At 56.8% G+C, this 16,068-nt stretch carries 10 protein-coding genes; 3 read left to right on the top strand and 7 right to left on the bottom strand.

Features of this window, described 5'->3' with window-relative positions; genetic code table 11:
• Window positions 1–4: 4 nt before the first annotated feature.
• The 7 genes from AB1L30_RS25440 to malQ all read right to left on the bottom strand — a co-directional run bounded on the left by AB1L30_RS25440 (window position 5) and on the right by malQ (window position 11,388).
• Window positions 5–1,519: a DUF2271 domain-containing protein gene (locus tag AB1L30_RS25440; RefSeq protein ID WP_367017217.1), complete on the bottom strand. Its 1,515-nt coding sequence runs from the start codon at window positions 1,517–1,519 to the stop codon at window positions 5–7.
• 71 nt (window positions 1,520–1,590) lie between these two features.
• Complete coding sequence (locus tag AB1L30_RS25435) at window positions 1,591–4,476, bottom strand: DUF3386 family protein (protein WP_367017215.1); 2,886 nt, start codon at window positions 4,474–4,476, stop codon at window positions 1,591–1,593.
• A 75-nt stretch (window positions 4,477–4,551) separates the two neighbouring features.
• Window positions 4,552–5,256, bottom strand: a complete 705-nt coding sequence (locus AB1L30_RS25430) for a hypothetical protein (protein ID WP_367017213.1) — start codon at window positions 5,254–5,256, stop codon at window positions 4,552–4,554.
• Between the two features lie 47 nt (window positions 5,257–5,303).
• Window positions 5,304–6,662 carry a PQQ-binding-like beta-propeller repeat protein gene (locus AB1L30_RS25425; protein WP_367017212.1) on the bottom strand — a complete coding sequence of 453 codons (1,359 nt, stop codon included), beginning with the start codon at window positions 6,660–6,662 and terminating at the stop codon, window positions 5,304–5,306.
• A 339-nt stretch (window positions 6,663–7,001) separates the two neighbouring features.
• Window positions 7,002–7,904 carry a fructose bisphosphate aldolase gene (locus AB1L30_RS25420; RefSeq protein ID WP_367017210.1) on the bottom strand — a complete coding sequence of 301 codons (903 nt, stop codon included), beginning with the start codon at window positions 7,902–7,904 and terminating at the stop codon, window positions 7,002–7,004.
• Window positions 7,901–9,547, bottom strand: a complete 1,647-nt coding sequence (gene pgi, locus AB1L30_RS25415; RefSeq protein ID WP_367017208.1) for a glucose-6-phosphate isomerase — start codon at window positions 9,545–9,547, stop codon at window positions 7,901–7,903. Before pgi ends, AB1L30_RS25420 begins: the two co-directional genes overlap by 4 nt.
• Window positions 9,548–9,849: 302 nt before the next feature.
• Window positions 9,850–11,388 (bottom strand): 4-alpha-glucanotransferase, encoded by a 1,539-nt coding sequence (gene malQ, locus AB1L30_RS25410; protein ID WP_367017207.1) that lies wholly within the window; start codon window positions 11,386–11,388, stop codon window positions 9,850–9,852.
• Window positions 11,389–11,908: 520 nt separating this feature from the next.
• Here malQ and AB1L30_RS25405 point away from each other — a divergent pair.
• From AB1L30_RS25405 to AB1L30_RS25395, 3 genes are read left to right on the top strand one after another with little or no spacing between them, the layout of a single operon-like run.
• Window positions 11,909–13,951, top strand: coding sequence for a protoglobin domain-containing protein (locus AB1L30_RS25405; protein ID WP_367017205.1), 2,043 nt, complete (start codon window positions 11,909–11,911; stop codon window positions 13,949–13,951).
• Between the two features lie 22 nt (window positions 13,952–13,973).
• Window positions 13,974–14,372 (top strand): response regulator, encoded by a 399-nt coding sequence (locus tag AB1L30_RS25400; protein WP_367017203.1) that lies wholly within the window; start codon window positions 13,974–13,976, stop codon window positions 14,370–14,372.
• A gap of 13 nt (window positions 14,373–14,385) precedes the next feature.
• Window positions 14,386–15,723: a sigma-54 dependent transcriptional regulator gene (locus AB1L30_RS25395; protein ID WP_367017201.1), complete on the top strand. Its 1,338-nt coding sequence runs from the start codon at window positions 14,386–14,388 to the stop codon at window positions 15,721–15,723.
• Window positions 15,724–16,068 lie beyond the last annotated feature (345 nt).

The following is a 16,068-nucleotide window of genomic DNA, read 5'->3' as shown; positions in this document are numbered from 1 at the left end:
GGAGCTACTTGCCTGCTTCCGAAGTGGTCGGGACGAAGCGATACGACATCGAACCGACTTCGACGTTGCCTTCCAGCTTCTTCTCGGCAATCGGCGTGTTGCCCCACTCGATCGATTCGCGAATCAACTGGTAAGTACCATGTTCGCGAGCCACTTCCAGGCACAAGGTGTATTGGCCTGGCTTGAGCGGTTTGCCAAGGTTGTCGGTGCCATCGAAGTGAGCGTCGTACTTGCCTGGGCCACGCGTTGCCCCAGAGATGGTGTTGACCAGGTCGGTGTTTTCGACCGTTTTGCGAATTCGATCGCTGCGGAACCAGCGGGTCAAGTCGCGGTGCCAGCGGGGACCTGGTTGTTCGGTCTGCAGCCAGAGAATGCCTGTTTTGACTGGGTAGCCATCTTCATCTTCCAGCCACATGGCGACGTAAGGTCGACGATAACGGCGACCACCTTCGGGGCGATCGATGCTGAAATCGACGAACAAACCTTGCTTCGTCTCTTCTTCCACCTTCAGTACCATGGCCAGGGGCGAAGTAGTGAGGTGCCCCAATGGCCAGCCGCTCGAGGTCACCACGTTGCCGTTGGCGGTGACGATGCAGCACTCGGTGTGCGAAAGGTTTTCGATCAATGCCAGGCCTTCTTCGGCTCCCAGTACGCTGATCGCGGTTGCCAAGGCATCGGCGTCCATGGCGTTCTGGCAAATGACCGTGGCCGACAGAATGCTTTCCGCCGGAAGCCCGGTACGGGGATCGAAGATGTGCGAAACCTGGCGACCGCCGGCATTCACGAAGCGGCGATAGTTTCCGCTGGTGGCCATCGCCAAAGGTTGTGTTGCGATGAAGTGTTGCAGCGGTTTGGCCCCTTCCGCAGCGTTGCGTGGGTTTTCAATCGAAAGCTCGAGAGGAGCTTCCCCCAGTTTGCGGAGATCGCCACCAATGTTGACGACGAAGTCTTGGACCTCAGGGAATTCCTGCTGAACGACCTGGCAAACGGCGTCCAGCACATAACCCTTCGCCAGACCATCCAAGCTCAACGGAAGCAATCCGTTGGTGGTGGCATGGTTTGGCTGCGCCAGTTGATAAGGGGCCGCGGACAATTGACGAACCAACTGTTGACGTTGCCCATCCGAGGGAGCCTTGGCCGTGGCGTCGGCTTTTTCCCAGAGCTCCGAGATCGCTTGCGAACGAACGTCGAACGCACCGTTGGTCGTTCGACGCCATTGTTCCGCTTGCGACAAGACCTGCCACAGTTCACTGGAAACTTCCGTGGTTGAGCCTGCTTGCCACTGCATCAATTCGCTTTGGCGGTAATAACGACTGAGGATCGCATTGAGCCGGTCGATCTCTTCCAGGGCTCGCTTTTCCACGCTCTTGGCGGTCGCTTCGTCCTGGCTATCAATCACCAGTTGCAGCGAGGTGCCGAGCACGTTTTCGTGGAGAAACTGGAAGTTTTCGGCCTGGGAACGCGTCGCCACGCAGACGAGCGTCAAGCAAAAGAAGGCAGAGCAGCAAGTTTTCAGCATCACGGATCCAGCGTCAGGTTGTTTGAACGTCGGGAAGCAGGGGCTAAAGCTATTGAACCCAAAACCAGTACTTAGGTTTCGTTTTCATTGCTTTTCGTCTCTTCCGCCGTTTTAGCTTCGGCGGCTTGCTTTTCCAAGGCTTTCACCAATTCCTCGTGGGAAAGGAGGCCGTCACCGTCGGTATCAGCCGATTCCACCAACGACTTCAAGCGATCGCCCAACTCTTCGGGGGAAAGCTTGCCATCCTTGTTGGTGTCTTTGCGAAGCATGGCTTTGGCGTTGGAAGTCGCTTCCGACCCGCGACCACGGCGGCCTGAGAAGTTGGCAGCGGCCACTTCTTTCGGAGCTTCGGTTGGGTTCGGATCGTATAGAACGAAGTTGGCTTGACCGTCGGCTTCCTTATCAATGCCGTAGAACAACAGACGTCCACCAAAGTTGAACATCGCCATCGAGGCATCCACGCCCGGCAGTTCGCTGGCCAGCACCGTCCAGCGATCGGCGGCTGGGTCGTACACTTCCAGCGCGGTTGCCGGAGCGAAGTGCCCATCGTTGTTGGCGAATCCGCCGAACAAGTACAAACGCTTGCCATCGCTCACGAGGCTTGGGAACACGCGCGAGGTGACCGGCGAGGCTGCGGTTCGCCAGGTGCGATCTTTGAAGTTGAAGACATCGACGTTGTTTTCAATTCCGGTTCCTTCCCCCAGACCACCGACCAGGAAGTACTCGTCACCGATGCGAGCACCACCGAACGAGCGACGCGGGTGAGGCAGGGCGACATCGGGCAGCGCCGCGATCGAGCTTTCATCGCCCCACCAATGCAGGATGTTGGGATTCAAGTTGCCACCCTTCCCGGCCGCACTTCCACCGAAGCACCAGACCGCGTCGTCGTAGCTGACGGCGTTGAACATGCCACGAGGCGTCGGCAGGGTAGGGGACTGTGTCGTCCACTGTTTCGACTTCGGATCAAAGGAATAGACCTTCGACAGCGAACCGAACTGATCGTCGGGCATGCCAAGGCCACCCAGCAGCAAGATCTCTTCGTGCTTGCTGGTCAACGCGTGCGAGACGGCACTTCCACTTTGCGAAGCGGCCGGGACATCGGGCAGGCGTTCGACCGACTGGTCCGAAATATCAAACGCGAACGCTTCATTCACGAAGGCTTCTTTGCTGAAGTCGTGAGGCGAGCGACTGGCGTTGCCGCCGAAGGCGAACAGCTTGGTTCCATTAAGCACCAGCGTCTGACTCTGCTTGGCACGGCCATCGAATGGCAGCGACCACTTCACCATGTTGGGCGAAGCCTTTTCGGTTTGCACGTCAATCGATTCGACCACGGCCATCCGGCCTCCCAGCATCGAGGTGCCACCCACGGCCAGCAGTTGCTGGTCGTTCACCGGCAGCAAACGCAGGAACATACGAGGGTAAAGCAGACGAGTTTCGACTTCCCAGTCGTTGCCGTCGTCACTCAGGCGATACAAGATGCCAGAGCCGCCGGTCACGTACAGCTTGCCGCCCGTCGCGAACGAACTGGTCGCGAAGCCAGACGTGCTGCTGTCCGCTTTCAGGTCTGGGGCAGCGGCCCAGCTTTCCGATTCAGGATCGTAAACGGAAACCTTTCGCGAGATCCCGCCTGGCTGGATACCACCGAACAAATAAATCTTGCCGTCGTGGGCCGCCAACGAAATCGCACGGGTCTTGTAACCAGGACCTGGCAGCGATTCCCAACCCTTTTCAGGATTGTCGAGGTCGAAGCGAAGCATATCTTCGTGCCAAGGGGCGTCGTTCGACGAAGCTCCCTGGAGGTTCCATCCGCCGGCCACGTAGATGTGGCGACCGAGGACGGCGGCATCGAGCGACGAACGCGAGTCAGGCAGTTCAGCAAGCTGCGTCCATTCGTTCTTCTCGGCATCGTAACGCGAGAAGTGGGTGGTCGATTTGAAGTTGGTTTCTTCGTCGCCACGGTTTAAGAAGGTCAGACCACCGATGCGATAGATGTATTGACCATCGGTTACCAGGGCGGTGCTTTGGGCTGGCTCTTGCTTGGCCAGTTCTTCCCACTCGGCGGCAGGATCGGCGAACTTAATCCGACGGAAGTGATCGGCCAGAACGTCGCGGCCAAAGCCGTGGGCGTCACCATCGTGACCACTAAAGACGTAGAGGTAATCTCCCATGATCGCCGCACCGAAGCTGGTCAGCGGTTCCGGCAGAGGCTTGTGCAACTTGACTGTTTTTGCGTCGCCCAGATGCAACTGGTGCGATTTGAACTCAAGCTTTCGCGTCGAGCGTTCGCCGTCGGCACCTACCTTCACGGTGTAGCAGTAGTCGGGCAGAAAGAACTCGCCGACCTGGGTCCAGCCGAAGTAGTTGCTGAGGTTCGATTCGATGTTGCCGGTGTCTGGATTGCGGAAGGTCACTGACGTCGAGCGAGGCAATACCTTCCCGGCTGGCGTGGTGAGGTTTTCAAGCGTGGTGATCTCGAACCACGAGGATTCGTTACGGCGAATCACTTCCTTGATCTGACCATCTTGAATGCGAAAGATGCCGGAACCGTCGTTCTCGGCAACCAGGCGACCACCAGCGTGATCGGTTCCTTCTTCGCGGAACGAAACGTCGTAATGCTCGGGCGAAGGATCAGGACGACGATGCGAAATCACCGAACGGAGCTTCGACTTCAGCCATGGCTTGAGAGCTTCGTCGTCGATTTCAATGTCGTACTCGAAGTCGGCTCCGACGCGGATCGTCCCTTCGTACCGCTGCGAATCTTCCGAGATCACGATCCCGGCGGTGAACCCAGGGAAGTTGTGCCAGACTTCGCGCGAGTCGTGAGCCGCTTGCCGCAGATCGGCTGCGGTCGGTTCGGAGGTCTTGCTGGTCGTAACCGTGCTTTGTTCTTCGGCTTGAACGAAGCTTGCCGACGTCAACAGCAACGCGGCGGCAAGATAACGAAAGGTGGTTCGCATGGTATTCGATTCACGAAGTGAGTTGGGGGGAGAAATGAAATCCGTTGATCAGGTCAGAGCATATTTGTCGGAGGGCTAGTTGCCTTCGGCTGGGCTCTGGAAGGTGACGGTCAAATAGTGCGAATTCGAGTCGTACTTTTTGTCGTTCAGCGTGCCGGCTTCCTGGAGGGTGTGCCCCACCATGATTCCGTTCACGCCTTCTTCAATTTGAGCATCAGTGAAGGAAAATTTGCCCTCTTGATCGGTCGTGGCAGTCGCTTCTTCATGCCCTTCTTCGCAGTAAAGATGGACATCTGCGTCTGCCAATGGCTTGCCTTGCCACAGGATGTAAGCGTCGACACCTTCCTCCGTTTTGACCAATTCCGCCTTGAGATCGATCGTTGCGGAAACCTTCTGAGCCGCTTCCCGCGAGGCAGGCAGCTTGCCGCCGACATGCTGCGTGTAGTAGTCCAAACGCGAGCCATGATAGATGCCAAAGGTCGCTTGCGACTGAAGTAACGCGTCTTTGGCCAATGGCTTGGCGGATTTGCGACCGACGAAGTCGTCGGACTCGATCGCTTCCAGTTCCACGGCTGTCAGCTTACCGCTTTCGGAGACCGCACTCACTTCCGACTTGGCGATGGGGCCAGGCAGCTTGTAGGTGCAATCGGCCGGGTTCTCTCCGAAGAAATAGGCAACCTTGCCATCCTTCTGGATTGTTAACCAAGGGAAGTGAGCATAAGCCGGCGTGGCCGAAGCCAGCAGGGCGATCGCCAACAAGGAAGCGGTAAGCGTTTTCATCGATCAAGTTCCTTCCGGATTTCAATCCTGAGGGAGTGGGGGGAGTTCTATTTCGTGGTGTCTTCTTGAATCGCATACAGCGTGTTGCCGGTGCGGATCAACAGGCACGAGCCAACCGGAACGGCTGCGTAGACGATCTCGCCTGACGAAGCACCACCTTCGCCACGGCGTCCACCTTCGGCTGGTTCCGGTTCTTCTTCGTTGACCCACAGAGCGTTCTCGCCGATCGATTTGCCGCTGGTCGCGTCGATCAACTCGGTCGTTCCTTTCGAGCCAAAGATATAGAGCACATTGCCTTGCTGAATCGGCGTCGCCCACATGCCACCGGTGGCGAGACGTGCCGACGAAGTTTGCTCGCCGGTTGCCAGATCGACACCAAACAGCACACCACTGCGGTTGACGAACCAGGCCTTGCCGTCCGCGGCGATCGGGCTGCCAAAGCTCGACTTTGCCTTGGCGGCCTGCCAGGCGAAGTCGGCGGTATACGAACCGTCGTCCTGTTTGCTGATTTGAATAACACCGTTCGAGGTGCCATCGGTCGTGGCGGCTGCTTCACCGCGACCATCCGAGGCGCCAATCAGGAACTTGCCGTCACCCAGCGGCATCGGCGTGCAGGTCGTGTTATTGGCAATTTGATCGAAGTCCCAACGACGATCGCCCGTCTTGGGATCGAAGCCAGCGATCTTGCCGCTCGAGCTGCACACCAGCTGCAATTGGTCACCGACTGGGATCAAACGTGGCGAGCTCCAGGCCGTTGAGCCGAGGCCTGGAACCTTCCAGGCGGTGGTTCCATCCTTCTTATTCAGCGCAGCCAGGTAAGGCTCTTCGGAACGTTCGACCCACACGTAAACATGGTCGTCCGTTTGTTCCAGCGACGAAGAAAGGCCGTGACGCGAGCTGATCGGACCGTACTCTTCGACCAGGTTGCGTTCCCAGCGGATCTTGCCGTCTTGTTCGACGGCGACGACGATGCCTCCTTCGTAATAGACGATGTAGCCGCTACCATCCGCGATCGGGGAAGGGGCGGCACGACTGACGTACGAAGTGTTTTCGATCGGGCTCGGATTCTTAAAATCCTTCTGCCACAGCTTTTCGCCAGTTCCTAGCTGGAACGCGGCGAGATGATAGTTCTCTTTGTTGGGGCCACTGGTCGAAGTCACGATGATCTGATCGCCGGTGACGATCGGCGTCGATTGACCGTAACCTTCGATTTCAGCCTTCCAGGCAATGTTTTCGGTAGCCGACCACTTCTGCGGAAGGGAATCGCCTGGGATCAAGCATTGCCCCCCATTTTGAAACGACGGCCAGGCAGCACTGGTGTGTTCTTCCGCCGAAAGAGCCCAAGGGGAAGAGGCAAGGAGGAAGCCAACGAAAATTGGGGCAAAGGCCCGGATCGACGCAGACATGAAAGCAGTCGCCTTTATGGTGTGATCGCAGAAATAAGCAGGTTTACAAGAGATCACAGCATCCCCCTGAAGCAAGTTCTGCAAACGCTCATCGATACAACGATGAGAGCTCGCGAGTGGCCTGGATGCTGGCGTAAACGGCTGGCGGCTAGAAATTGATATTGAATCTCAGTACAGAGAACAGGATACCAAGCTTTCCGCCACTTGCAACACGGGGACGCTGAGAACGTCATTTTTGCAACTCATTTGCAAAAAGGGAACCCAGAAGTTGCCATTCGAACGGAAAAAGGCACCTGTCCCCCTTGGGACGAGGTGCCTAAATAGATTGTCGATAACCGTTTAGGTAATCGAAGCGTCGTAGATGCTCTGGATCGTGTTATCGAGCATCGTGTTGAATTCTTCGTCGGTTTGCTTGGCGGATAGGCCTTCCAGCAAGGCACGCGAGAAGCTGGCGATCACGTTATGATTGCGAGCGAGGATCTCGTTCCCTTCTTCCCGCGAGTAACCGCCGGAAAGGGCAACAACGCGAACAACCTGGGGATGCTCGACGAACTCGGCATAGAAGTTGTCTTCGCTGGGAAGGGTCAGCTTCAGCATCACATAGTCGTCGGAAGGCAATTCATCCAGCTTGCTGGCCAGGGCGGCCTTCAGGTAAGCCTCGGCATCACCCTTGTCGGGGCAATGGATATCGACTTCCGGCTCGATAATTGGCACGAGGCCGGCTGCGATGATCTTCTTGGCTTCGTCGAACTGCTGGGCAACCACCGCTTCGATTCCTGACTTGTCGGCTTGTTTGATCACCGATCGCATCTTGGTGCCGAAGATGTTTTTGCCTTTGGCTTTCACCAACAGCTGTTCAAGCCCTGGCATCGAGTTCATCAGTTGGACGCCGTTGGCTTCCGGGGCCAGACCTTTGTCGACTTTCAAGATCGGAACGACATTCTTCACGTCCCACAGGTAATCGGCCGTCGGCTTCCCTTCGATCTCGCGATCCATGGTGTTTTCGAACAGGATCGCCGCCAGGATGCGTTCGCCGGTGAACGCTGGGCTGGTGATGACACGCGATCGCATCTTGTGGACCATCGCGAACATCTCTTCGTCGCCAGACCATTCGTCATCCGAGATGCCGTACGAACGAAGCGCCTTGGGCGTGCTGCCGCCACTTTGATCAAGCGCGGCGATAAAGCCGGGAGCCGACTTTACCTTTTTGAACTGGGGACTGCTAGGATCGATCGCGGTCATTTCGACTCCTTGGTGGCTCGGTAACGGCGGATCAAATTGTTGGTGGAACTATCGTGCGTGAGCTCAGGAAGTTCGGCATTTTCCAATTCTGGAATGATGCGCTGGGCAAGTTGCTTACCCAATTCCACGCCCCACTGATCGAACGAATTGATTTGCCAGATGGTTCCCTGGGTGAAGACGCAATGTTCGTACAAAGCGATCAACTGGCCGAGAACCGACGGGGAAAGCTGCTTGGCGAAGATCGTGTTTGACGGACGATTGCCTTCAAACACACGATGCGGAACGAGCCAGTCGGCCGTTCCTTCCGCTTTGACTTGTTCTTCCGTCTTGCCGAAGGCGAGGGCTTCGGACTGGGCGAAGACGTTGGCGATCAGCATGTCCTGGTGACGTCCCAGCGGATTGAGCGACTTGCCGAAGGCGATGAAATCGCAAGGAATCAATCGCGTTCCCTGGTGAATCAATTGATAGAACGAGTGCTGACCGTTGGTGCCAGGTTCGCCGAAGTAAATCGTGCCGGTCGAGTAGTCGACGCGTTGGCCAGCCAGCGTGATGTACTTGCCGTTGCTCTCCATCGTCAACTGCTGGAGGTAGGCAGGGAAGCGTTTCAGGTACTGTTCGTATGGCAGGACGGCGATCGTCTCGGCACCGAAGAAGTTGCTGTACCACATCGACAGCAGCGCCATCAGGACGGGCAGGTTCTTCTCAAACGGAGCGGTCCGGAAGTGCTCGTCCATTTGATGGAAACCGTCGAGCATCGCCATAAAGTTCTCGGGGCCCACGGCGAGCATCGTCGATAGGCCGATGGCCGAGTCCATCGAATAGCGGCCACCCACCCAGTCCCAGAAACCAAACATGTTGGCGGTGTCGATCCCGAATTCAGACACCTTTTCGGCATTGGTCGAAACCGCGACGAAGTGCTTGGCAACCGAGTCTTTGTCGCCACCCAACGCGGAAAGCAGCCAGTCGCGAGCGGTGTTCGCGTTGGTCATCGTTTCGAGCGTGGTGAACGTCTTCGACGCAACGATGAACAGCGTTTCAGCCGCGTCGAGGTCTTGAACCGCTTCGGCAAAGTCGGTTCCGTCGACATTCGAGACAAAGCGGAACGTCAGCGAGCGGTCGCTGAAGTGCTTCAGTGCTTCGTACGCCATCACAGGGCCGAGGTCTGAGCCGCCGATGCCGATGTTCACAACGTTCTTGATCGGCTTGCCGGTGTGACCTTTCCACTCACCGCTGCGAATGCGATTGGAAAACGCCGACATTGCTTCGAGCACCTGGTGAACGTCTGGCACGACGTTCTCGCCGTCGACTTCGATCGTTGCTCCTTTCGGAGCACGTAAAGCGACATGCAGCACAGCGCGGTCTTCGGTGATGTTGATCTTGTCACCGCGGAACATTGCGTCGATTCGTTCGCGAAGGCCCGATTCTTCGGCGAGTTCCAGCAGCAGCTTGAGCGTCTCCTCGTTGACGCGGTTCTTCGAGTAATCGAGGAACAGGTCAGCACCTTCGGCCGTCATACGCTCGCCACGTTCCGGATCTTTGGCAAACAACGTCCGCATGTGGACGTCGCGAATGGCCTGGTAATGATCGGTAAGGCCCTTCCAGGCTTTCATTTCCGTCAGGGGTGTCTTGGTTGCTGCCATCATGAATTCCTTATCGATTAAGCATTGCTGTCGTGACGGGCTCGCGAGCCGACCTGGAACGGAGCGAAGGCAATCGGTAGCCGCGTGGGCCAAGGCAATATCCTGGATACCGTGACCACTTGTATTGTCCCATTGCGTGGGCCACGAGCCAGCCCCCTGACGCCCGGGTGTAAATTTCCACCGATCGTCGAGGATGACTCGTAACTACCAATCGTAGGAGTTTGCGGAGAGCGTATGAAGAAGTGCGCCGCCTGATCTTTGACGTTTTTCAAGATCTTGATCAAGTGCCACAACTGAACCACGCTTTATTCAGGCCAGCGACCGGTATCCTTGGTGATTTGCGCCAAGGTGGAAAAATAAGGACTACTGAGCAAGTCGGATGGACAGCGCCAGTCCCAATTCCCATCCGATTCGCCAGGAACGTTCATGCGTGAATCGCTTCCCAGGTTCAAAACGTCTTGCAGCGGAGCGATCGCCAGGGCGGCAATCGACTGCCAGGCTGCTTGCAGTAACGCCCAGGCAACCTCGTCCTCGGGGACGACCGGCATATTCAAACTTTGCCAAACGGTCTCGCGTGATTCTTCCGGCAATTCTTCGTACCACTGACGACTGGTCGCGTTGTCGTGAGTGCCGGTGTAAACGGTCGTGTTGGCAACGTAGTTCTTCGGCAGGTAAAGATTGTCGGGGTCGCCATCGAAGGCAAACTGCACGACACGGGTGCCTGGCATGTCGAACTGATCACGCAGTTCCCAGACATCTTCAGTGATCGTGCCGAGGTCTTCGACAATGAACGGCAAGTTGCCGAGTGCTGCTTTGATGGCCTCAAACAATTCCGCACCAGGCCCCGGTGCCCAGTAACCCACTTCCGCGGTCTTCGCATCGGCTGCCACATGCCACGCGGCAGCGAACCCGCGGAAGTGATCCAGGCGAATGGCATCGGCATAGGTCAGCAGCGAACGGAAGCGTTGGATGAACCAGCGATAACCGGTCTGACGGTGGGCTTCCCAGTTGTAGACCGGGTTGCCCCAAAGCTGCCCGACAGCACTGAAGTAATCTGGTGGCACGCCGGCGACAAACTTCGGCCGCTTGTGCTCGTCCAGGGAAAATAGTTCCGGATTCGCCCAGACATCGCTCGAGTCGGCCGAAACGTAGATCGGCACATCACCGATCAATCGAACCCCTTTGGCCTGAGCATGATTACGAACTCGCATCCCGTAGCGATGCAGCAAATATTGAAAGAAGGCGAACTTCTCGCACTGCTCGGCTAGTTCGGTGCGGGCCTTCAGCAGGGCTTCCGGCTTTCGTTCGGCAAGCTCGGCCGGCCACTGCATGTAGTAGTCGCCTTGGAATTGATTCTTGAGGGCCCGGAACAAGGTGTAGTCGTCGAGCCAGTGCCCTTCGGCCAGTTTAAAGGCCTCGAACTCTTCGGACAGTTCTGCCGAAGGTGCAGCACGGTAACGATCCCAGGCCGTTTCCAGCAGGCGGTATTTATAAGGATTGACGTTGTCGAAATCGACCTTGGCGTCTGGCCACGAGGTCTGGCAGTCGTCGGCCGAGATCAGGCCGTCTTCCAGAAGCCACTCTGGACTGACCAGCACTTCGTTCATGGCGAACGAAGACAGCGGCAAGTAAGGCGAATTGCCGTCCCCTGTGGGACCGAGGGGGAGGACCTGCCACCAGCTTTGGCCGGCGTCGTGCAGCAGATCGATCCACTGGATCGCGCTGGGGCCGAAGTCGCCGATGCCATGCGGACTGGCAAGCGAGGTGATATGCATCAAGATGCCGGCCGCACGATATCCGTCCGGGAAGGGGGGAATAGGAGCAACTGGGCAATCGTCCGACATGGTTCGGTTTTCCGTAAACGAATCCGCCGCCGTTCATCAATACGGGGCACAAATAGTCAATCGAGGAATGCTGCTATCCGAGAGAGAACCGTTGGGCAGGGCTGGCGAAACTATTTCGCCTACAGAGGGTAATCTGTTTGGCCCGGATTCCGACACTTTTCCAACGATCTCGAAAGTATCAGGTGTGATCTTCGCAAGCATTGCACAATCTTTGAAGCGTTCGTACAAGATTTTGAAAATCTTTTCCCAGTTATGAGCTATGGCGCCGGTACGATCGGATTGCCAAGGTTGCTAGGCGAAACGAACTGGAACGCCTATTGTGGAAGGCTGCCCCACTGCACACTTGGTTACGTGGGGGAAAGTTGCCGACTGGGATCGCCAAGGCTTCGATGACTAACCACGAAGATCGAAGCATTGCGAGTCGACCGAAACGACAACTTTTTGAGAACGATCTGGCACCCGGACGCCATGGGGAAGAAGGGAACCGAATGACGACCGCCTCGAGGGAAGCAAAGCCTGAATGAGTGTTCCTTCTGACTTTCATGGACGATTCGAAGATCTCAAGCGATACATTGCATGGTCCGATGCGGACGATGCTTGTTCCGAAGAACTGCTGCGCCGTCTTGAACCTTATTTTGAACCAATCGTTCAAGATTTCTACGACGAGATCCGAAAGCATCGCGCTGCCTCGCGGGTGATTACCGGTGGTGAAAAACAGATCAAGCGACTTCAGGCCAGCCTCCGGTTATGGTTGGTCGATACCCTGCTGGCGAAGCATGACGGCAGCTATGTCGATCGGCGATCAAAAATTGGCCAGCAGCATGTCGAGATCGGTCTCGACCAGGTTTACGTCAACGCGGCGTTCTCACGGATCCGGGGCACATTGAACGGTGTCCTTTGCCGGCAAGACGATCTCCCCTTCGAAGAGCGGATTGCGTTACATCAATCGCTCAATCGTCGTTTGGACCTCGACCTGGCGATCATGTCGGATGCCTATCAAACCGAATATCAATTCCGGCAGATCCCGGTCGACCATGCCCGGCTGAAGCAGCAGAAGCATCTTGCCCTGTTAAGCCGCGATGCCCTGGCGGGGGAGTCGCTCGACGTTCTTTACGACCAGGCCGTTGCCCACCTGATGGAAACGCTTCAAGGAGATTGTGCCGAATATCTGGAGTTTCACCCGGCCGACAGTTCGTTTCGATTGCGGTCGGCGGCTGGCTGGACGGGCGCGGCGATCGACGACGTGATCGGATTGCGGAAGCCTGAATCGTACTACGAGTTTGTCTGTTCCTATAAAGAATGTATTGGGATCATCGATCACGACTTGCGAACGGATCTCGACTTCCCGCCACTGCTTCGCGAGCAACGTGTTGTCAGCAGCCTGCAGGTCGCCGTCCGCAATGAAGGCCAGATCTACGGCGTGATCGGCGTTCACTTTCATAACCGACGGCAATTCCAGGCCTCGGACTGTGACTTCCTCGTTTCGATGGCCAATGTAATTGCCAACGCGGTTCATCGGAAAGGGATCGAAAGTCAACGTCAGCAAAGCGAGCATCAGCTTCGACGCTTGATCGAGCGTCTGCCAGCCGGGGCGGTCTATGTTGCCGGGGGGCAACTTCAGGTCAACCAGGCCGTCGAATCGATGACCGGGCATGCCCGAGCCGAGTTGGCGACCTTGGCCGATTGGGAACAACTGACCATCGTCGAGGAACAGGAGCGAGTCGAGGAGTCAGCCGCCAAATCACCCGAAGGGAAGATCGTGCAGTCCGAAGTCCGGATTCGCCGACCCGATGGCGAGGAACGCATTATCTCGCAATTGAAGTTTCGGTCCGCGATCGACGAGATCTGGCTGTTGCACGACATCACCGAGATGGAGGAGCAACGGCGGCAACAACTTCAAGCAGAACGCCTGGCGGCGATCGGGCAGATGATCACTGGTTTAGCCCATGAAAGCCGGAACGCCTTGCAGCGAATTCAGGCCTGCACCGAAATGCTCGAACTTGAATTCCAACCGGAATCGCAGGAAATGAAGCTCATCGGACGCCTGCAGCAGGCCCAAGACGACCTGCAACTGCTGTTCGATGAAGTCCGGAACTATGCCGCCCCGATCGTTTTGGAAACGAAACCTTCCGACCTGGCGGTTCTCTGCCGGAGGGCCTGGGAGCAGACCGAACCGCAGCGCCGCTGTCGCGAGACGACAATTCAAATCGATGGGATGGCTGAAGTTCCTTTCCAGGCCGACGAGTTCCGGCTGGTCCAGGTTTTTCGGAATCTGCTGGAAAACTCGCTCGCGGCGACACCAGACCCCCTGGTAGTGACTCTTTTGTTCGAGAAGAGCGAAGATGGGCAGGTTCGGGTAACCTATCAAGACAATGGCCCTGGATTCGACGAGAATATCGCCAAGCGGATGCTCGATCCTTTTTTTACAACAAAAACGAAAGGATCCGGCTTGGGCATGGCGATTGCATCGCGAATCGTCGAGGCCCATAAGGGGCAGATCCAGCCGATCAGCCAGCCAGGCTGTGGGGCGAAGTTTGTCATGATGTTTCTGGGGCAGGACTAATGCTTGCCGTTGAGGTTGTTCGATGAAAATCGTGGTTGCCGACGACGAACCTGATATGCGGGATTACTTCGTGAAGATCCTCTCGCATTTGGGGCATGAAGTAGTCGCGGTCGCGGGAGATGGAAAAGCTCTCGTTGAATCGTGCCGTCGTAACGTGCCAGACATGGTAATCACCGACTTGATGATGCCTGAGCTGAGCGGGGAAGATGCGCTGCGGCAAATCTGGCTAGAGCAGCCGGTTCCTGCTATTCTCATTTCGGCTTACCAATGCCCGGAGTGGATCGTCAAAGCCGAAGCCATTCCACCGGTTCGCTATCTCAATAAACCGATCAACCGAGCGAAGTTACAGTCGACGTTGCAATCGTTTGAAGAGACCACGACCGAACGCTCCTCGTGCGAGGACAAGGCTGATAACTCGTAAGAATTTGCAACCTATGACGGCGTCTCAGAAACAGATTGATTTGCTCATTGTCGACGACGACGAGTACCTGACCGAAGATCTTCAGACCTACTTTTTGCGACAGAACTTCCGAGTGCAAACCGCCAACACCGCAGCCGATGCGTTGGCGTTGATGCAGCAGCATGCGTTTCATGTCGCGGTCTTCGACATGCATCTGCCCGATCTTTCAGGGCTGGAACTGGTCCGCCGGTTTCGTGAAACAGACGCCGATTGCGAGATCATCATGCTTACCGGCGAAGGATCAATCGAGACCGCCGTCGAAGCAATGAAACTCGGCACGACCGACTATCTGACCAAGCCAGTACGGCTGAAGGAGTTAGAGGCGGTCATCCTGCGAGCGGCCGAAACGCAGACGCTGCGAAAGCAAAACCAGCAACTGAAAGAGCTCATTCAGCAGCAGCTTCCTTCCGGCTCGGAAATGATCGGAAAGTCGGCCCCGATGCAGTCGGTGTTCCGCTTGATCGAACGGGTCGGACCGACCGACAAAGCGGTTCTTATCCAGGGCGAAAGCGGCACTGGCAAGGAACTGGTCGCCCAAGCGATTCACCGCGTGAGCCCGTTGGCGGACTTTCCGCTGATCACGATCAACTGCGCCGCGTTGCCGGAACAGTTGTTGGAAAGTGAACTGTTTGGGCACGAAAAAGGTGCTTTTACCGGGGCGACTTCCGCCAAGCCAGGATTGTTTGAAGTGGCCGATGGCGGGACGCTCTTCGTCGATGAAATCGGAGAGCTCGCGCTGCCACTTCAAGCGAAGTTGCTACGCGTGCTCGAAGATGGTTCGTTTCGCCGCGTCGGTTCGATCCAGGAACGCCGGGCAAACGTGCGCTTGATCGCGGCAACCAATCGCGACCTGGCCGCGGCGTCGAAAGCTGGCGAATTTCGCGAGGATTTATACTACCGCTTGAACGTGATCACGATCTCGCTACCGCCTCTTCGCGAGCGAGAAGGAGACCTGGCATTGCTGCTGACCAAGTTCGCCGGCAACAGCTGGCAGCTGGAATCAGGGCTGGTAGAAGCCCTGCGTCGCTACGATTGGCCAGGCAATATTCGACAGCTTCGAAATGCGGTCGAGCGGGCCAAGATCTTGGCGGATGATAACCTGCTCGAACTGAAAAACTTCCCCGAAGAAGTCGCCACGATCGAGCCTGAAGATGAAGCCACCACCGCCGATCTTGGGCAACTGACTCGGCAGCATATCGAGCAGATCTACGACGCGAATCAGCGTAACAAAACCAAGGCGGCTCAGGCCCTGGGCGTTAGTCGAAGAGCTCTGTATCGACTTCTCGAGAAGTACGGAATCGAGTCAAAATAGCCGTGCGGATCCGCACACCGCCGTGCGATCCCGCACGTTCTTTGCCGCACACTGGCAAGCTCAGTCCGAGATGCCAGTGACTCGCCGAAAAATTCGCCCTCAAACTCCTTTCGGCTTGCCGCAGCTGCCTCTGGTCTTTCTGCCGACGTCCAGGATGCAAACCCGCGTTTTCCGCGGGATTGGCCCAGGTCTTCGTCGGAACTCTATGCGAGATCGTTGCTTGCACAACGCTTCCTGACGACTTGGGACATTCTGTCGCAGGGTTCTGGCACAAGGGTTGCCAAACGGGACCAGCACAGGTGAATCCCTTGATTAGTCGGGAAAGATTAGACGCGAGCGAGTGAT

Source organism: Bremerella sp. JC817 (assembly GCF_040718835.1).
GTDB lineage: Bacteria > Planctomycetota > Planctomycetia > Pirellulales > Pirellulaceae > Bremerella.
The sequence above is the reverse complement of the archived record's forward strand: the minus strand, read 5'-3'. Positions and strand labels throughout refer to the sequence as shown.